Here is a 13,302-nt window from a genome sequence, read left to right as displayed (position 1 = left end):
TTTGATACAATCGAGCTTTGGAAAAGTAACGTAAGGTCAACAAACGTCTCGGAGGAACGTTCACTATGCACTGCAGCACCCCCATCGCCAAGAAAACCACCGCCCATCGCGCCTTCCGCGCCGCCCTCGCACTCACCCTGGCAACCACGCTCACGCTCCCCGCCACCGCCCTGGCTGCGCCTGGGGAAAGTGGGGAGACGACGCTCACCCAACGTGACATCGACGACCGGGCGATTCGGGAGGCACGCGAGGCCATGGCGGCGACTCCAGCGCCTCAGGCCAAAGAGGCCCCCGCGCCTGAAAAGCCTTCGGCGCCCGGCGCAACCCGCATTCATGTGCTCTCGTTCTGCTACTCCGATGCCATCCTGCTGGAGTCCAACGGCCGGTTCGGCCTGGTGGATGCCGCCGAGGACAGCGACTATCCCGACGGAAGCGACCCACGCTATCCGGCAGAGCGACCCGGCATCACCCACGGTGCCGGCGTCGAGCAGCAGCTTGTCGCCTACATGAAAAAGGTAGGCGTCACCGAGGATAACCTCGACTTCTTCATCGGCACGCATCCCCATAGCGACCATATCGGTGGCGCCGACACCGTCATCGAGACGTTCAAGCCCGAGCGCGTCTACACCCCGGAGTACAAGGACGAGTACATCCAGGGCGGCAAGCGCCCCGATCCCTCAGACTCGAAGGCGCTCGCGGCCTGGAAGTCGCACCCCCGTCTTTGGGATAACCTCTACGTCTACGACCAGCTTGTTTCCGCCGCCGAAACCGCCGATTCCGAACTCATTCAGAGCCTTACCCCCGAAACCGCCCGCTTCAAGCTCGGCGCTATGGATATCGAGATCGTCAACTATGATGAGGAATACAAGACGAAGCCCACTGCCGACGCCAACGACTTCTGCTGGGGCGTGAAGGTGGAGGCATTCGGAAAGCGAGCCTTCCTCGCCGGCGACATTAACAATTACAACGGGGACGAGGATGCGCTGGCCAAAACCCTCGGCCACGTCGACCTTCTGAAGATAGGACACCATGGCGGCCCGGGATCGAACTCGGCGAACTACCTTCGCGCGATCTTGGCGTCTCCTTCCACTCCGAGCGCCATCGCGGTTCAGACCGGACAGTACAACCACGCGACTAACGAGCTCATCTCCGCCCTCGCCTCCGCCAACGCACGACACTTCACCGCAGAGGAAGCCGCCCAAGACGGCAAGCCGGCCATCGTCGTCACGTTCTCTAAGGACGGACTGACCACCAATGTCGACAGCGCAAACCAAACTTTTCGCACCCGTACGAGCTCGCCGTATCTGACAAGCTACGTCAATGGCAAGCAGGCCCCTCTTTCCGGCTGGATAGCCCGCGACAACCGCTGGTACTGGTTCGAAAGCTCCGCCACGGCAACTGAGAGCCAATGGAAGGCCCTGGGCGGTACCTGGTACTACCTCACCGCCAACGGAGCCATGGCCATCGGCTGGGCTCACGACGGCAACGCCTGGTACTTCTTCGACAGCTCCGGCGCCATGCGCCCGGGCGGCTGGCTGCTTGACCGCGGCACCTGGTACTACCTAGGCCCATCCGGCGCCATGCAGACCGGCTGGCTCAACCTGGGCGGCACCTGGTATTGGCTCGGTGACGACGGGAAGATGCGCACCGGCTGGTACCGGGCGAACGGCGCCTGGTACTACTCCGACGGATCGGGCGCCATGCGGGCGAACGGGTGGCTCAACGACCGCGGCACCTGGTATTGGCTGGAGCCCTCGGGCGCCATGACCGAGAACGCCTGGAAGCTCGTCAACGGCACGTGGTACTGGCTCAAGCCCGGCGGCGCCATGGCCACCGGCTGGTACCAGGTGGGCGGCACGTGGTACCTCTCCAACGGCTCCGGCGCCATGCTCACCGGCTGGCAGAACGTCAACGGCACCTGGTACTACCTCCGCAGCTCAGGCGCCATGGCCGAGGGGTGGCTCAAGCTGGGAGGCACCTGGTACTACCTACAGCCGGGCTCCGGTGCCATGCGCACCGGCTGGCTGCAGCTCGACGGAACCTGGTACTACCTGAGCGGCTCCGGCGCCATGGTGACGGGCCGGCAGATCATCGATGGCAAGGTCTACTCGTTCGCCCTCAATGGGGCGTTGGCTGGCTGACCCCTCCTCGATCCTTTCCCAGCAGACGAGGGTCGAGGAGTAGAATGACGTACGTTATCGAATCGTTAACCATGCGAGGCAAGGGGATAGCATGTATAAGAAGGAACACCTGGGCAATCGCGTCATGGGGATGACGCTCGCACTCCTCCTGTTGAGCGGCACGTTCTTCGTGTCCCCCCACCTGTTCGGGGCATGGGCCGCGGAACAGGCCGCTCCCGAGGAGGCCGTGACCGACGCCAACGAGGACGCCAAGGCCGGGGAGACGGACGGCGACTCTCCGACGACCAAGCCGGACACCGGCTCGGGCACGCAGACACCGCCGACTACAGACGAGAAGGATCCCACCACTCCTCCGGCCACCGATCAGGAAAAGCCCACGACTCCCGACTCCAAGCCGGATCCGACCCCCGACCCCAAGCCCGACGCCAAGCCGGATCCGAAGCCCGAGCCCGAGAAGCCCGTCACCTACAAGCCCGGCTGGAACAAGGACGATAAGGGCCAGTGGCACTACGGCAATGCCGACGGCAAGGCCCGTACCGGCTGGCTCAAGGAGGGCGGCACGTGGTACTACCTCGATCCGACCCAGGGCGGCCTCATGCGCACGGGACGCTACCAGGACACGACGGGCAACTGGTACTACTCCAACGGCTCTGGCGCCATGCAGTCAGGCGGCTGGATCTTCCTCGGCGGCAAGTGGTACTACCTTAACGGCAACGGCTCCATGCACCGCGGCTGGCTGCTCGACCGCGGCAAATGGTACTGGCTGGAGCCCGCGGCCGAATGCGCCATGGCCACCGGCCTCTATCAGGCGAATGGCCGCTGGTACACCTCGGGCGGTGACGGCGCCTGCCGCATGGGCGGCTGGTCGCTCGTGAATGGCAAGTGGTACTGGACGACTTCATCGGGCGCCACGGCCTCCGGCTGGATCAAGCCCAATGGGCTGTGGTACTGGCTCGAGCCCTCCAAGCACGGCGAGATGGCCACCGGACTCTACCAGGCCAACGGCCGCTGGTACACCTCCGGCCCCGACGGCTCCTGTCGTATGAACGGCTGGTCGCTCATCGGCGATAAGTGGTACTGGGCCGACAGTTCCGGCGCCACCGTATCCGGCTGGATCCGCCCTGACGGCAAGTGGTATTGGCTCGAGCCCTCCAAACACGGCGAGATGGCCACCGGATTCTACGAGGCCAACGGCAGGGAGTACTATTCCGTCGCCTCGGGAGCTATGGTCGCGCGCACCTGGGTCACCAAGGACAGCAAGACCATGCTCTTCGCTGACGCCAACGGCGCCCTCAATGCCATCGGAATGAAACTTGCCGATGGCGGCATCGCCCTCAAGGGCAAGGACGACAAGCCCCTCACCGGCTGGCAGAACGCCGCAGGATGCCGCTTCTACGCCGATCCCGCCAAGGGCGGCAAGCTGGCCACCGGCTGGGTGCAGGTGGACGGCAAATGGTACCTGACCGACGGCGCTGGCGCCATCCGCACGGGATGGGCCGCCGTCAATGGCTCCTGGTACTGGCTCGAACCCTCCAAGAACGGCGAGATGGCCACGGGCTGGAAGGCCGTGAACGGTGCCTGGTACTACCTGAGCGATAGCGGCGCCATGGCCACCGGCTGGCTTCAACTGGGCAGCACCTGGTACTACCTGAGCGGCTCCGGCGCCATGGTGACCGGACGCCAGCGCATCGGCGGCACCTGGTACGACTTCGCCTCCAACGGCGCCTGGATCGACCCCTCCGCGTCCATGAACGCCAAGGCCCAGGGCATCGCGAGCTCTACGCCCTGGCTCATCCTGGTGGACACCGCCAACACGCGCGTAAACGTCTACCACGGCTCCCAGGGCCATTGGTCGCTCCAGCAGAGCTGGCTGTGCGCCCCCGGCGCTCCGGCCACCCCCACCGTCAAGGGCTACTTCACCGTTGGAAGCAAGGGTTACTACTTCGACTCAGGCGCGTCCCGCTGCTTCTACTACACGCAGTTCCGCGGCAACTACCTGTTCCACTCGACGCTCTACAACAAGCGCCCGACGCCCAGCTCCCCTCAGGACAACCGCGTCGGCATGCAGCTGTCCCACGGCTGCGTCCGCCTGGAGCTGCAGAACGCCAAGTGGATCTACGACAACATCCCCCGCGGCACCAAGGTGTACGTATTCTAGAAGATTCCAGCAGATAACGAAGAAGGGCTCCGAGCATCGCTCGGAGCCCTTTTATCTTCCTTCCCTACCCCTCAAACGGCGGGTGGCACCTGTCCTTGTCGCTCAGGACCACCTTGGCCGGGTCGAAGGCCTCGTCGCCCGAGAGCGGGGGCCACTCGACGCCGATGGCCGGGTCGTCCCACATGAGGCCGCCCTCGTCGTTGGGGTGGTACACGTCGTCGCACTTGTAGCAGAACTCCGCTTCGTCGCTGAGCACGAGAAAGCCGTGGGCGAAGCCGCGCGGGATGAAGAACTGCCGGCGGTTCTCGGCCGAGAGGACCACGCCCTCCCACCGGCCGTAGGTGGGGCTGCCGGGGCGCAGGTCGACCGCCACGTCGAACACCTCCCCCGACACCACGCGCACGAGCTTGGACTGCGGGTGGTCGATCTGGAAGTGCAGCCCGCGCAGCACCCCGCGGGTCGAGGAGGACTGGTTGTCCTGCACGAAGTCGCACGCGATGCCGCCCGCCTCGAAGTCGGGGCGCTTGTAGGTCTCCATGAAGTAGCCCCGCTCGTCGCCGTAGCTCCTGACGTCGACGACGACGACCCCCTCGATGGAGGTCTCGGTGAACGTGAAGTTGCCGCTCTGCACCTTGTCTCCGGCTGCCATGGCGCCTCCCTCCTACTGGCCCTGCGCCGCGTACTTGGCCTCGGTGGCCTCCTTGGCCGGGCGCCACCACTCCTCGTTGTCCCGGTACCACGCGATGGTCTGCGCGAGCCCCTCGGCGAAGTCCGTGTGGGCCGGCTCCCAGCCCAGCTCCCGGCGCAGCTTGGCCGCGTCGATGGCGTAGCGCCGGTCGTGGCCGGGGCGGTCGCGCACCCAGTCGAAGTCGTCCTCGGGCCGGCCCATGGCGCGCAGGATGTCGCGCAGCACGGTCACGTTGTCGCGCTCGCCGTCGGCGCCGATGAGGTAGGTCTCCCCCACCCGCCCGCGGGTGAGGATGGCCCACACGGCGCTGGAGTGGTCCTCGGTGTGGATCCAGTCGCGCACGTTGCGCCCGTCGCCGTAGAGCTTGGGGCGCGCGCCGTCGAGGATGTTGGTGATCTGGCGGGGGATGAACTTCTCCACGTGCTGGTAGGGCCCGTAGTTGTTGGAGCAGTTGGAGATGGTCACGGGCAGGCCGTAGGTGCGGTGCCACGCGCGCACGAGCATGTCCGAGGCCGCCTTCGAGGAGCTGTAGGGGCTCGAGGGGCGGTAGGGGGTCTCCTCGGTGAAGCGGGCCGGGTCGTCGAGGGCCAGGTCGCCGTACACCTCGTCGGTGGAGACGTGGTGCAGGCGCTTGCCGTGGCGCCGGCACGCCTCGAGGAGGCGGTAGGTGCCCTCGACGTTGGTGCGCAGGAACGGCTCGGGGTCGGCGATGGAGTTGTCGTTGTGCGACTCCGCGGCGTAGTGCACCACGGCGTCCGCCTCGGGCACGAGCTCGTCGAGCAGGGCCTCGTCGCAGATGTCCCCCACCACGAGCCTGACGCGGTCGGGGTCGAGCCCCGCCAGGTTCTCCGGGTTGCCCGCGTAGGTGAGCTTGTCGAGCACGGTCACGTGGCAGTCGGTGTTGCCGGCCACCCAGTGGGCGAAGTTGGAGCCGATGAAGCCGGCGCCTCCCGTGACGATGATGCGCTTGGGCTTGAACTCGTCGGTCATGTCGCTATCCTTCCAGCTCGGGGAGCTTGCTCAGGTACTCGTCCAGGGCCTCGCGCCAGGGGCGCATCCCGTCCCCCACGGCCTCGGCCAGGTGCGCGTTGCGCAGGGACGAGAAGCGGGGCCGGTCGGCGCTCGCGGGGTTGGCGGCCTTGTACTCCTCGCTCGTGCAGCGGACGACCTCGCAGGGAAGCCCCGCGCCGGATATGGCAGCCTCGGCCAGGTCGGCCCACGAGCAGGTGCCGTTGTTGGTGACGTGGTAGACGCCGTAGTTCTCCGTGAGGGCGAGTCTCAGGATGTTGAGCGCCAGGTCGTTGGCGGAGGTGGGGTTGCCCAACTGGTCGTCGACGACGGTCACGCTCGGCCGCTCGGCGCCCAGGCGCAGCATGGTCTTGACGAAGTTGCGGCCCACGTAGCCGTAGAGCCACGCCGTGCGCACGACGAAGCAGCGCGGGCAGGCGGCCAGCGCGAGCTCCTCGCCGGCGAGCTTGGTGCGGCCGTAGGCGGAGATGGGCCCCGTGGGATCCCCCTCGACGCGCTCGCCAGGCTCGTCGCCGGGGAACACGTAGTCGGTGGACACGTGGACGAGCTTGGCCCCGCACGCGTCGGCGGCGCGGGCCACGTTCTGGGCGCCGAGGGCGTTCACGCGCCACGCGCCCTCCTCATCGGCCTCGCGGCCGTCCACGTTGGTGACGGCCGCGCAGTTGACGACCAGGTCGTAGGGGCCGTGGGCTGAGAACCACGCGTCCACGGCGGCTTCGTCGGCGATGTCGAGGGCGTCGTAGTCCACGTAGTCGGCCTCCGCGCCGCGCCAGGCCTCGGGCACGGGCCCCGCCTCGGCCCCCATGGTCTCCAGGCAGCGCCGCAGCTCGTTGCCGAGCTGGCCGCGGGCGCCGGTGACGAGGATCCTCGGGGCGCCCATACTACCCTCGCTCCCGATGCGGGGCGATGCGGCCCTCGACCACCTTGCGCAGGTGGCGCCCGTACTCGCTCTTGCCGCAGCGCGCGGCCGCCTCCTCGAGCTCGGCGAGGGTGATCCAGCCGTTCTCGTAGGCGATCTCCTCGGGCACCGACACCGACAGCCCCTGGCTGCGCTCGACGGCGCGCACGAACTCGCTCGCCTCGAACAGGCTCTCCATGGTGCCGGTGTCGAGCCACGCGTAGCCGCGGCCGAGGGTGACCACGTTGAGCGAGCCGTCCTCCAGGTACATCTGGTTGAGGGAGGTGATCTCCAGCTCGCCGCGCTCGGAGGGCTCGACCCGGCGGGCCATCTCGCAGACGCGGGAGTCGTAGAAGTACAGGCCCGTCACCGCGTAGTTGGACTTGGGGCGCTCGGGCTTCTCCTCGATGGACACGGCGTTGAAGTCCTCGTCGAACTCCACCACGCCGAAGCGCTCGGGGTCGTCGACGTGGTAGCCGAACACCGTGGCGCCGCCGCGGCCCTCGGCGTCCTCCACCGCGCGCCGCAGGTGGCGGCCCAGGCCGTTGCCGTAGAAGATGTTGTCGCCGAGCACGAGCGCGCAGGGGTCGCCCGCCACGAACTCCTCGCCGATGATGAACGCCTGGGCAAGCCCGTCGGGCGAGGGCTGCTCGGCGTAGGAGAGCCGGATGCCCAGGTGCGACCCGTCGCCGAGGAGCCGCTCGAAGTTGGGCAGGTCGGCCGGCGTGGAGATGACGAGGATGTCCCGGATGCCGGCCATCATGAGCACCGACAGCGGGTAGTAGATCATGGGCTTGTCGTACACGGGCAGCAGCTGCTTGCTCGTGACCGTGGTCAGCGGGTAGAGCCGGGTGCCCGACCCGCCCGCAAGGATGATTCCCTTCATGGCTGCGCTCTGCGCTCCTTTTGGCGAAAATGCCTGATCGACGAAAGGAATAGCGTAACGCTAACTAGGCCATTGTACAAAAGCGGGGGCCCGGCACCAACCGCCAGGCCCCCATGTTCACGATATGAGCAGGTAACGGCTGGCCTACACGTCCGTGAAGTAGTCCACGGCCACCTCGCCCTGCTTGCCCTCGAGGCCGCGGGCCTCCTCGGCCTTGTCCTCCAGCTCGAGGGACTCAGCCTTCTTCACGGCCAGCAAGAACGCGAAGGCGATGGCGCACACGCCGGCGACGAGCTTACCCACGAGCACCGGCACGATGAGCGAGGGCTGGAAGTTCGCCGTGAACGACAGGTGGTCGCCGAAGAGGAAGGCGCAGCACACCGCGAAGGCCATGACGATGACCTTGTCCTTGGCCTTGAGGTCCTTGATCATGGCCAGGGCCGCCAGCACGTTGGCCGAGGCAGCCAGCAGGCCAGTGGTCGCATCGGAGCTGAGGCCGAACACGCCGCCGATCTTGGCCAGGGGCTTGGCGAGGTAGCGCTTGATCAGGTACACCATGGGGAACGCGCCGCAGAGCATCATGCCGATGGCGCCCGACACCTCCAGGGCGCGGAAGATGTCGTCCTCGTCAGCGATGATGGGATCGAAGCCGAAGCCGCCGAGGGTGGTGGTGAAGACGCCGGTGAAGTACTCGATGACCACCAGCACGAACACGATCTTGAGCGCGCTCTCCATGACGCGGCCGAACACGATGAAGCCCTTGATCATGGCGTCGGGCTTGAACTTGAGGCCCGCGGCCAGCAGCACGCAGATGATGATGAGCGGTACGAGGTTGAGGCCGATGGTGCCGAACTCGAGCGCCAGCATGTAGGTGGCCTCGGCGTTGGTGGACACCGTCTCGCGCACCACCGGATGGGCGAGCGCGATGATGACGCTGGCCACGAGCACGCCGATGGGGATGGCGAGCAGGCCGCTCATCACACCGAGGGCCAGGTACTTGCGATCGCGCTTCTCGAGCATCTTGAGGGCCACGGGGATGGTGAACACGATGGTGGCGCCGGCCATGTAGCCGGTCATCATGGCCATGATCCAGCTCTCGCGGGTCTGGGCCAGGGCGTCGGCGAGCTGGTAGCCGCCCATGTCCACGGCGATGAACGTGGTGGCCGCCATGGCCGGGTCGGCGCCCAAGAGGCCGTAGGCCGGCCCGAACACCGTGCTCACGAACGCGGTGAGATAGGGCGCAGCGGCCATGATGCCCGCCACCGGCAGGAAGATGGGGCCGATGGAGTCGATGCCGGCGACGAACTGCTGGCCGAGCTCGCTCTCCGGCCTCACGACCGAGGCGATGCAGCCTGCGAGGGCGCAGGCCATGATGATGTAGACGACGATGGTGCCTATGAGTTCCATTCCTTCTCCTTCTTAGCTTGTCGCGCGGCGTCCTAGGCGGCGCGGTACAGATCCACGGCCACGCGGCCGAACTTCTTGGCGGCGCGGTACCAGAGGTAGAGCCACTCCCCCACCGGCTCCCCCGAGGCGTCCTTGTAGAGCGCCCATACGAACCAGTAGTAGGCCGATATGCCCACGTAGGCCAGGCAGTGGCGCGTCTCCTCGGGCGTCGGCTCCCGACCGAAGTAGAACCGGAAGGCGCGCAGGGCGTCGTCCACGTCGTAGTCAGAGCAGCAGACGAAGGTGCCCAGGTCGCTCGCGTAGTCGGACATGGCCGAGTACTCCCAGTCGATGAGGTGCATCTCCTCGCCCTTGACGAGGAAGTTCGGCTCGTAGAAGTCGTTGTGGCACAGGCACGGCTCCACGCCGTCGGCGCAGACGTCGTCGTAGAGTTCCGCCGCCAGGGCGGCCAGCTCGTCGAAGTCCTCGAAGGGCTTATGGTGCAGCATCCCCACGATCTCCACCGCCTTCTGGTAGACGTCGAAGTCCCAGGGGGACGTCTCGCCGCAGCCGTGCAGGCGTCGCGCTATCTCCATGCTGCGTCGCAGGTGGTCGTCGTTGTGGTAGTCGAAGGGCTCGCAGCCCTCGATGAAGGCGGAGAGCTTCCATCCCTCGACGGGATCCTCGTGGATGAACGTGTCGTCGATGCCGAGGCGGCGCGCCACGTCCTGGGAGAACGTCTCGCTCTCGCGATTGATGATCTCGTCGGTGCCGGCGCCGGGATGGCGGTAGACGTAGGTCTTGCCGGCCGCCTCGAAGCGAAACGAGAGGTTGGTGAGCCCCTGCTTGATGGGGACGATGGAGCGGATGTCGCCGCGGGCGCAGCCGAGCACGCCGCAGATGTTGTCCATGATGGACGAGTCGACGTTGTCGATGAAGGCCGGGTCGAAGGCGCGCAGCTCGTCGAGGGAGTCGAACTCCCAGATGACGCCCTTGTCGTAGGGGCGCAGCACCAGGGGCGGGAGCTCGCCCAGGTGCTCGGCGTAGATGTCCTCCCAGAGCTTCGGAGCGGTCTCCGGCTCGTCGTAGATGCGGTCGAGCAACGCGACGAAGGCCTGGGAGAACGCGCGATCCCAGTAGGCGTGCCCGAGCATGGTCCACGCGTCGCGGTTGCCCGAGCGGCGCACCTCGACGATCCGCCGGTCACGACCCTGCACCTCCATGCAGTACTCCTCCGTCTCGCCCTCGGCGAACTCGGAGGCGTAATAGCCCGCATAGACATAGGGCTCGAAGGGGTTCTCGGTAAAGTAGTCATCCGAGGAGCAGATGTAGGTGTTGCCGAGCTGGTCTTGCACCCTGCGCAGCGTGGAGTTGTTGTTGCGCGAGGCGTACTCGTCGTTGACGACGATGCGCACCCCCATCTTGTCCTCCAGGTAGAAGAACTCCTCCTTCTTGTAGCCGACCACCACCGTGATGTCGCTGATGCCGGCTTCCTGGAGCTGGCGGATCTGACGTTCGATGAGCACCTCGCCCCGCACCCGGAGCACGCCCTTGGGCCGCTCGTAGGAGATGGGAGCGAAGCGGGACGACAGCCCCGCCGCCATGATGATGGCATTGCCCACCCGGTAGGGCTCAAGGGCCGCCCGGCCCTCCTCCGTAACGGTCATGCCATCCACAAGACCGCCATCGCGCAGGGCCCCAAGAGCCTTGTTGACGGCGCCGAGGGATACGCCCACCGCCTCGGCAAGCTCCCGCTGGGTAGGCGCGCTTTCAGCCAGAAGCCCCTGGAGCACCTTGAACTCGATTGCCTTCATCCCCATCTCCCATCATTCGACAAACGTGTTCATAATAATACAATCTAAGATGTATTATGAACAAATGAGGCGTACAGACTTACCAAAGGCGCGCTTATTTCCTGGATTCGGCAATGCGTTCAAGCATGATCCCCTCAATTAACTATGCTAATACACGGTATGCAGAGTAATTGCGACAACGGAAGAAGACCCCTATCTCATGACCGGCCTCTCCATCAAGAAAAATCTCCTCTGGAACTCAGCAGGCTCGTTCAGCTATTCCCTTTGCCAGTGGATACTTACCGTCCTGGTGGTTCGCCTCTCACCTAACTATGATGCTGCGGGCATCCTAGCCCTCGGCATGGCCGTTTCGAACATAGCCGCCCCCATTGCCCTCTACAAGATACGCTCCTATCAAGTATCCGACGTCCATCGCATCGTCACAGCGCGCGAATATGTCGGGTTTCGCATCGTCACCACCGCCGCAGCCCTTCTCGTTACCATCATATATACGCTCATCACCTGTTCGTCCGACTCTTATACAGCCGTTCTCCTCTATGTGGTGTTTCGCTGCGGCGACACATTCATTGATGTGCTGCATGGCGTCGACCAGCAGCACTTCAGAATGGATTACTGCGGCCGATCCATGCTCGCTCGAGGCATTCTGTTTCTCGCCGCTTTCGCTCTCACGCTTTGGACAACCGGAAGCCTCGAGCTTGCCATCTTCTCTATGATTGTTGCGACATTCCCCGTCATTGTTTACGACGTGCGCAAAGCGTCATCGCTCGACGATATTCGCCCTCTCATAACAGTCTCATCCACAAGAAAACTAGCCGTTGAGTGCCTTCCTGCTGTCATCGGCATGGTCTGTTGCTTCTCCGTCTCCACGATTGCCCGACAGTATCTAGCAGCCACGTGGGGAGATTCCTCTCTGGGCGTCTATGCTTCAGTTTGCACGCCTGTTGTTATCATCCAAGCATGCGCTAGCTACATCTACGCCCCCCTACTTGGCATCTTCGCTGAGAAATATGACGAACGCGACACCCTCGGGTTTCTCGGACTTCTAGGCAAAGCATCTGCGGCCATCCTGGCTGTCTTTGTGGTAGCCACCTTCGGCTTCGGGCTGCTTGGAAAGCCGCTCCTGCAACTCGTCTTCGGCGAGAGCATCGTCCCCTACAGCTATCTGCTCGTTCCCGCCATCATCTGCTCTGGCACCGCCGCCTATATCGCCTTCCTCAGCGATCTGCTTATCGCCGTGCGCCAAATGCGAGAGAACCTTATTGCCAACGTCGTCGCCTTCGCAGCCTGTCTGCCGGCCACGTGGTTTTGCGTAAACACCTGGAACATGAACGGCGCCAGCTTTGCCACCATTATCGCCTACGGCATCGGAAGCGCTATGATGGCATTTTTCTTAGCGAGAAACCTGCAATCTAGAAAGGCCAGGAGCCGATGAACCGAGACGAAGCTCTGAAAAAGCTGCAGGCCACAGAACTGGAGATTCTGCTCACACTTCGTGACTTCTGCGCCGAGCACGACGTCTCGTGGTTTCTTGACGGGGGAACGCTCTTAGGAGCCGTGAGGCACGGCGGATTTATCCCCTGGGACGACGACGTCGACGTAGGAATGCTTCGCAAGGACTACGACCGATTCGTTGCGCTAGCGAAACAGGATCTCCCCGACGGCTTCTCCTACCACGACGCCTCGAACACGCCCGGCTATGCCGCCATGTTCGGAAAGATTTACAAGGACGGTACGCAATTCCTCACTGACGAGACGCGCGAGGCAGGCTGTAGCCAGGGCATCTTCGTGGACATCTTCCCCTACGATCGTCTTGCCACAAACCCCGAGCAACGCAAAAAGCAATTGTCCAACGCCAGAGTGTGGCAGTCCGCGGCCTACCTCTACCACGCGAAAACCATTGTCGTCCCCCATCGAGGCGTGCTTGGATCCCTTGAGAAGACGGGATGCCGCATCGCCCACCACCTCGTGCACGCAGTCTCCTCTCCTGAAGCCATCGAAGCACGCTACGGGAGATCGATTCTTCCTGACGACAAAACCTGTGGCGAGGTTCTAACCCTTGCATGGCCTAACATGACGCCCTTCCCCATAGATGCGATTCTCCCTTTGGCGACAGTTCGTTTTGAGGGGTATGACTTCCCGGCACCTGGACAAACGACAGCCTACCTTGAGGCGACATACGGAGACTGGCAGACCCTTCCCGCACCGGAAGATCGTCGCACCCATCTGCCGAAGTTTCTCGACTTCGGCAATGGGACACAGTGGGAGGCAGATAGCTAGGATCCTTCGCAACGATGCTTTTGGC

Annotated in this window: 10 protein-coding genes; 4 read left to right on the top strand and 6 right to left on the bottom strand. The window is 64.6% G+C overall.

What is annotated here, in order from left to right; translation table 11 throughout:
• Positions 1-65: 65 nt before the first annotated feature.
• Both AC6I0Y_RS04300 and AC6I0Y_RS04295 read left to right on the top strand, forming a co-directional pair.
• Complete coding sequence (locus tag AC6I0Y_RS04300; protein WP_160707592.1) at positions 66-2,141, top strand: MBL fold metallo-hydrolase; 2,076 nt, start codon at positions 66-68, stop codon at positions 2,139-2,141.
• A 91-nt stretch (positions 2,142-2,232) separates the two neighbouring features.
• The gene (locus tag AC6I0Y_RS04295; protein WP_160707590.1) at positions 2,233-4,299 is read left to right on the top strand and encodes a L,D-transpeptidase family protein; all 2,067 of its coding nucleotides are present in this window, start codon (positions 2,233-2,235) and stop codon (positions 4,297-4,299) included.
• A 64-nt stretch (positions 4,300-4,363) separates the two neighbouring features.
• Here the strand turns inward: AC6I0Y_RS04295 and rfbC are convergent, their stop codons facing one another.
• From rfbC to AC6I0Y_RS04265, 6 genes are all read right to left on the bottom strand, one after another.
• Positions 4,364-4,948 carry a dTDP-4-dehydrorhamnose 3,5-epimerase gene (gene rfbC / locus AC6I0Y_RS04290; RefSeq protein ID WP_497733275.1) on the bottom strand — a complete coding sequence of 195 codons (585 nt, stop codon included), beginning with the start codon at positions 4,946-4,948 and terminating at the stop codon, positions 4,364-4,366.
• A 12-nt stretch (positions 4,949-4,960) separates the two neighbouring features.
• Entirely contained in the window at positions 4,961-5,977 is a 1,017-nt protein-coding gene (gene rfbB / locus AC6I0Y_RS04285) for a dTDP-glucose 4,6-dehydratase (protein ID WP_497733274.1), read from the bottom strand.
• Positions 5,978-5,981: 4 nt separating this feature from the next.
• Positions 5,982-6,896 (bottom strand): dTDP-4-dehydrorhamnose reductase, encoded by a 915-nt coding sequence (gene rfbD / locus AC6I0Y_RS04280; RefSeq protein WP_497733273.1) that lies wholly within the window; start codon positions 6,894-6,896, stop codon positions 5,982-5,984.
• 1 nt (position 6,897) lies between these two features.
• A complete protein-coding gene (gene rfbA, locus AC6I0Y_RS04275) occupies positions 6,898-7,800 on the bottom strand; it encodes a glucose-1-phosphate thymidylyltransferase RfbA (RefSeq protein ID WP_497733272.1) in 903 nt (300 codons plus the stop codon).
• Between the two features lie 144 nt (positions 7,801-7,944).
• Complete coding sequence (gene eutH, locus AC6I0Y_RS04270) at positions 7,945-9,207, bottom strand: ethanolamine utilization protein EutH (protein WP_497733270.1); 1,263 nt, start codon at positions 9,205-9,207, stop codon at positions 7,945-7,947.
• A gap of 32 nt (positions 9,208-9,239) precedes the next feature.
• Positions 9,240-11,006, bottom strand: a complete 1,767-nt coding sequence (locus AC6I0Y_RS04265; protein WP_497733269.1) for an NTP transferase domain-containing protein — start codon at positions 11,004-11,006, stop codon at positions 9,240-9,242.
• Between the two features lie 193 nt (positions 11,007-11,199).
• On the opposite strand from AC6I0Y_RS04265, the gene AC6I0Y_RS04260 reads away from it, so the two are divergent.
• On the top strand, positions 11,200-12,432 hold the full coding sequence (locus AC6I0Y_RS04260) for a lipopolysaccharide biosynthesis protein (protein ID WP_497733268.1): 1,233 nt from the start codon (positions 11,200-11,202) through the stop codon (positions 12,430-12,432).
• Positions 12,429-13,277: a LicD family protein gene (locus AC6I0Y_RS04255; RefSeq protein ID WP_497733267.1), complete on the top strand. Its 849-nt coding sequence runs from the start codon at positions 12,429-12,431 to the stop codon at positions 13,275-13,277. Before AC6I0Y_RS04260 ends, AC6I0Y_RS04255 begins: the two co-directional genes overlap by 4 nt.
• The last annotated feature ends 25 nt before the right edge of the window (positions 13,278-13,302 follow it).

This window comes from Adlercreutzia sp. St.1H8 (genome assembly GCF_059728655.1).
This window is presented reverse-complemented; position numbering and strand designations above follow the sequence as displayed.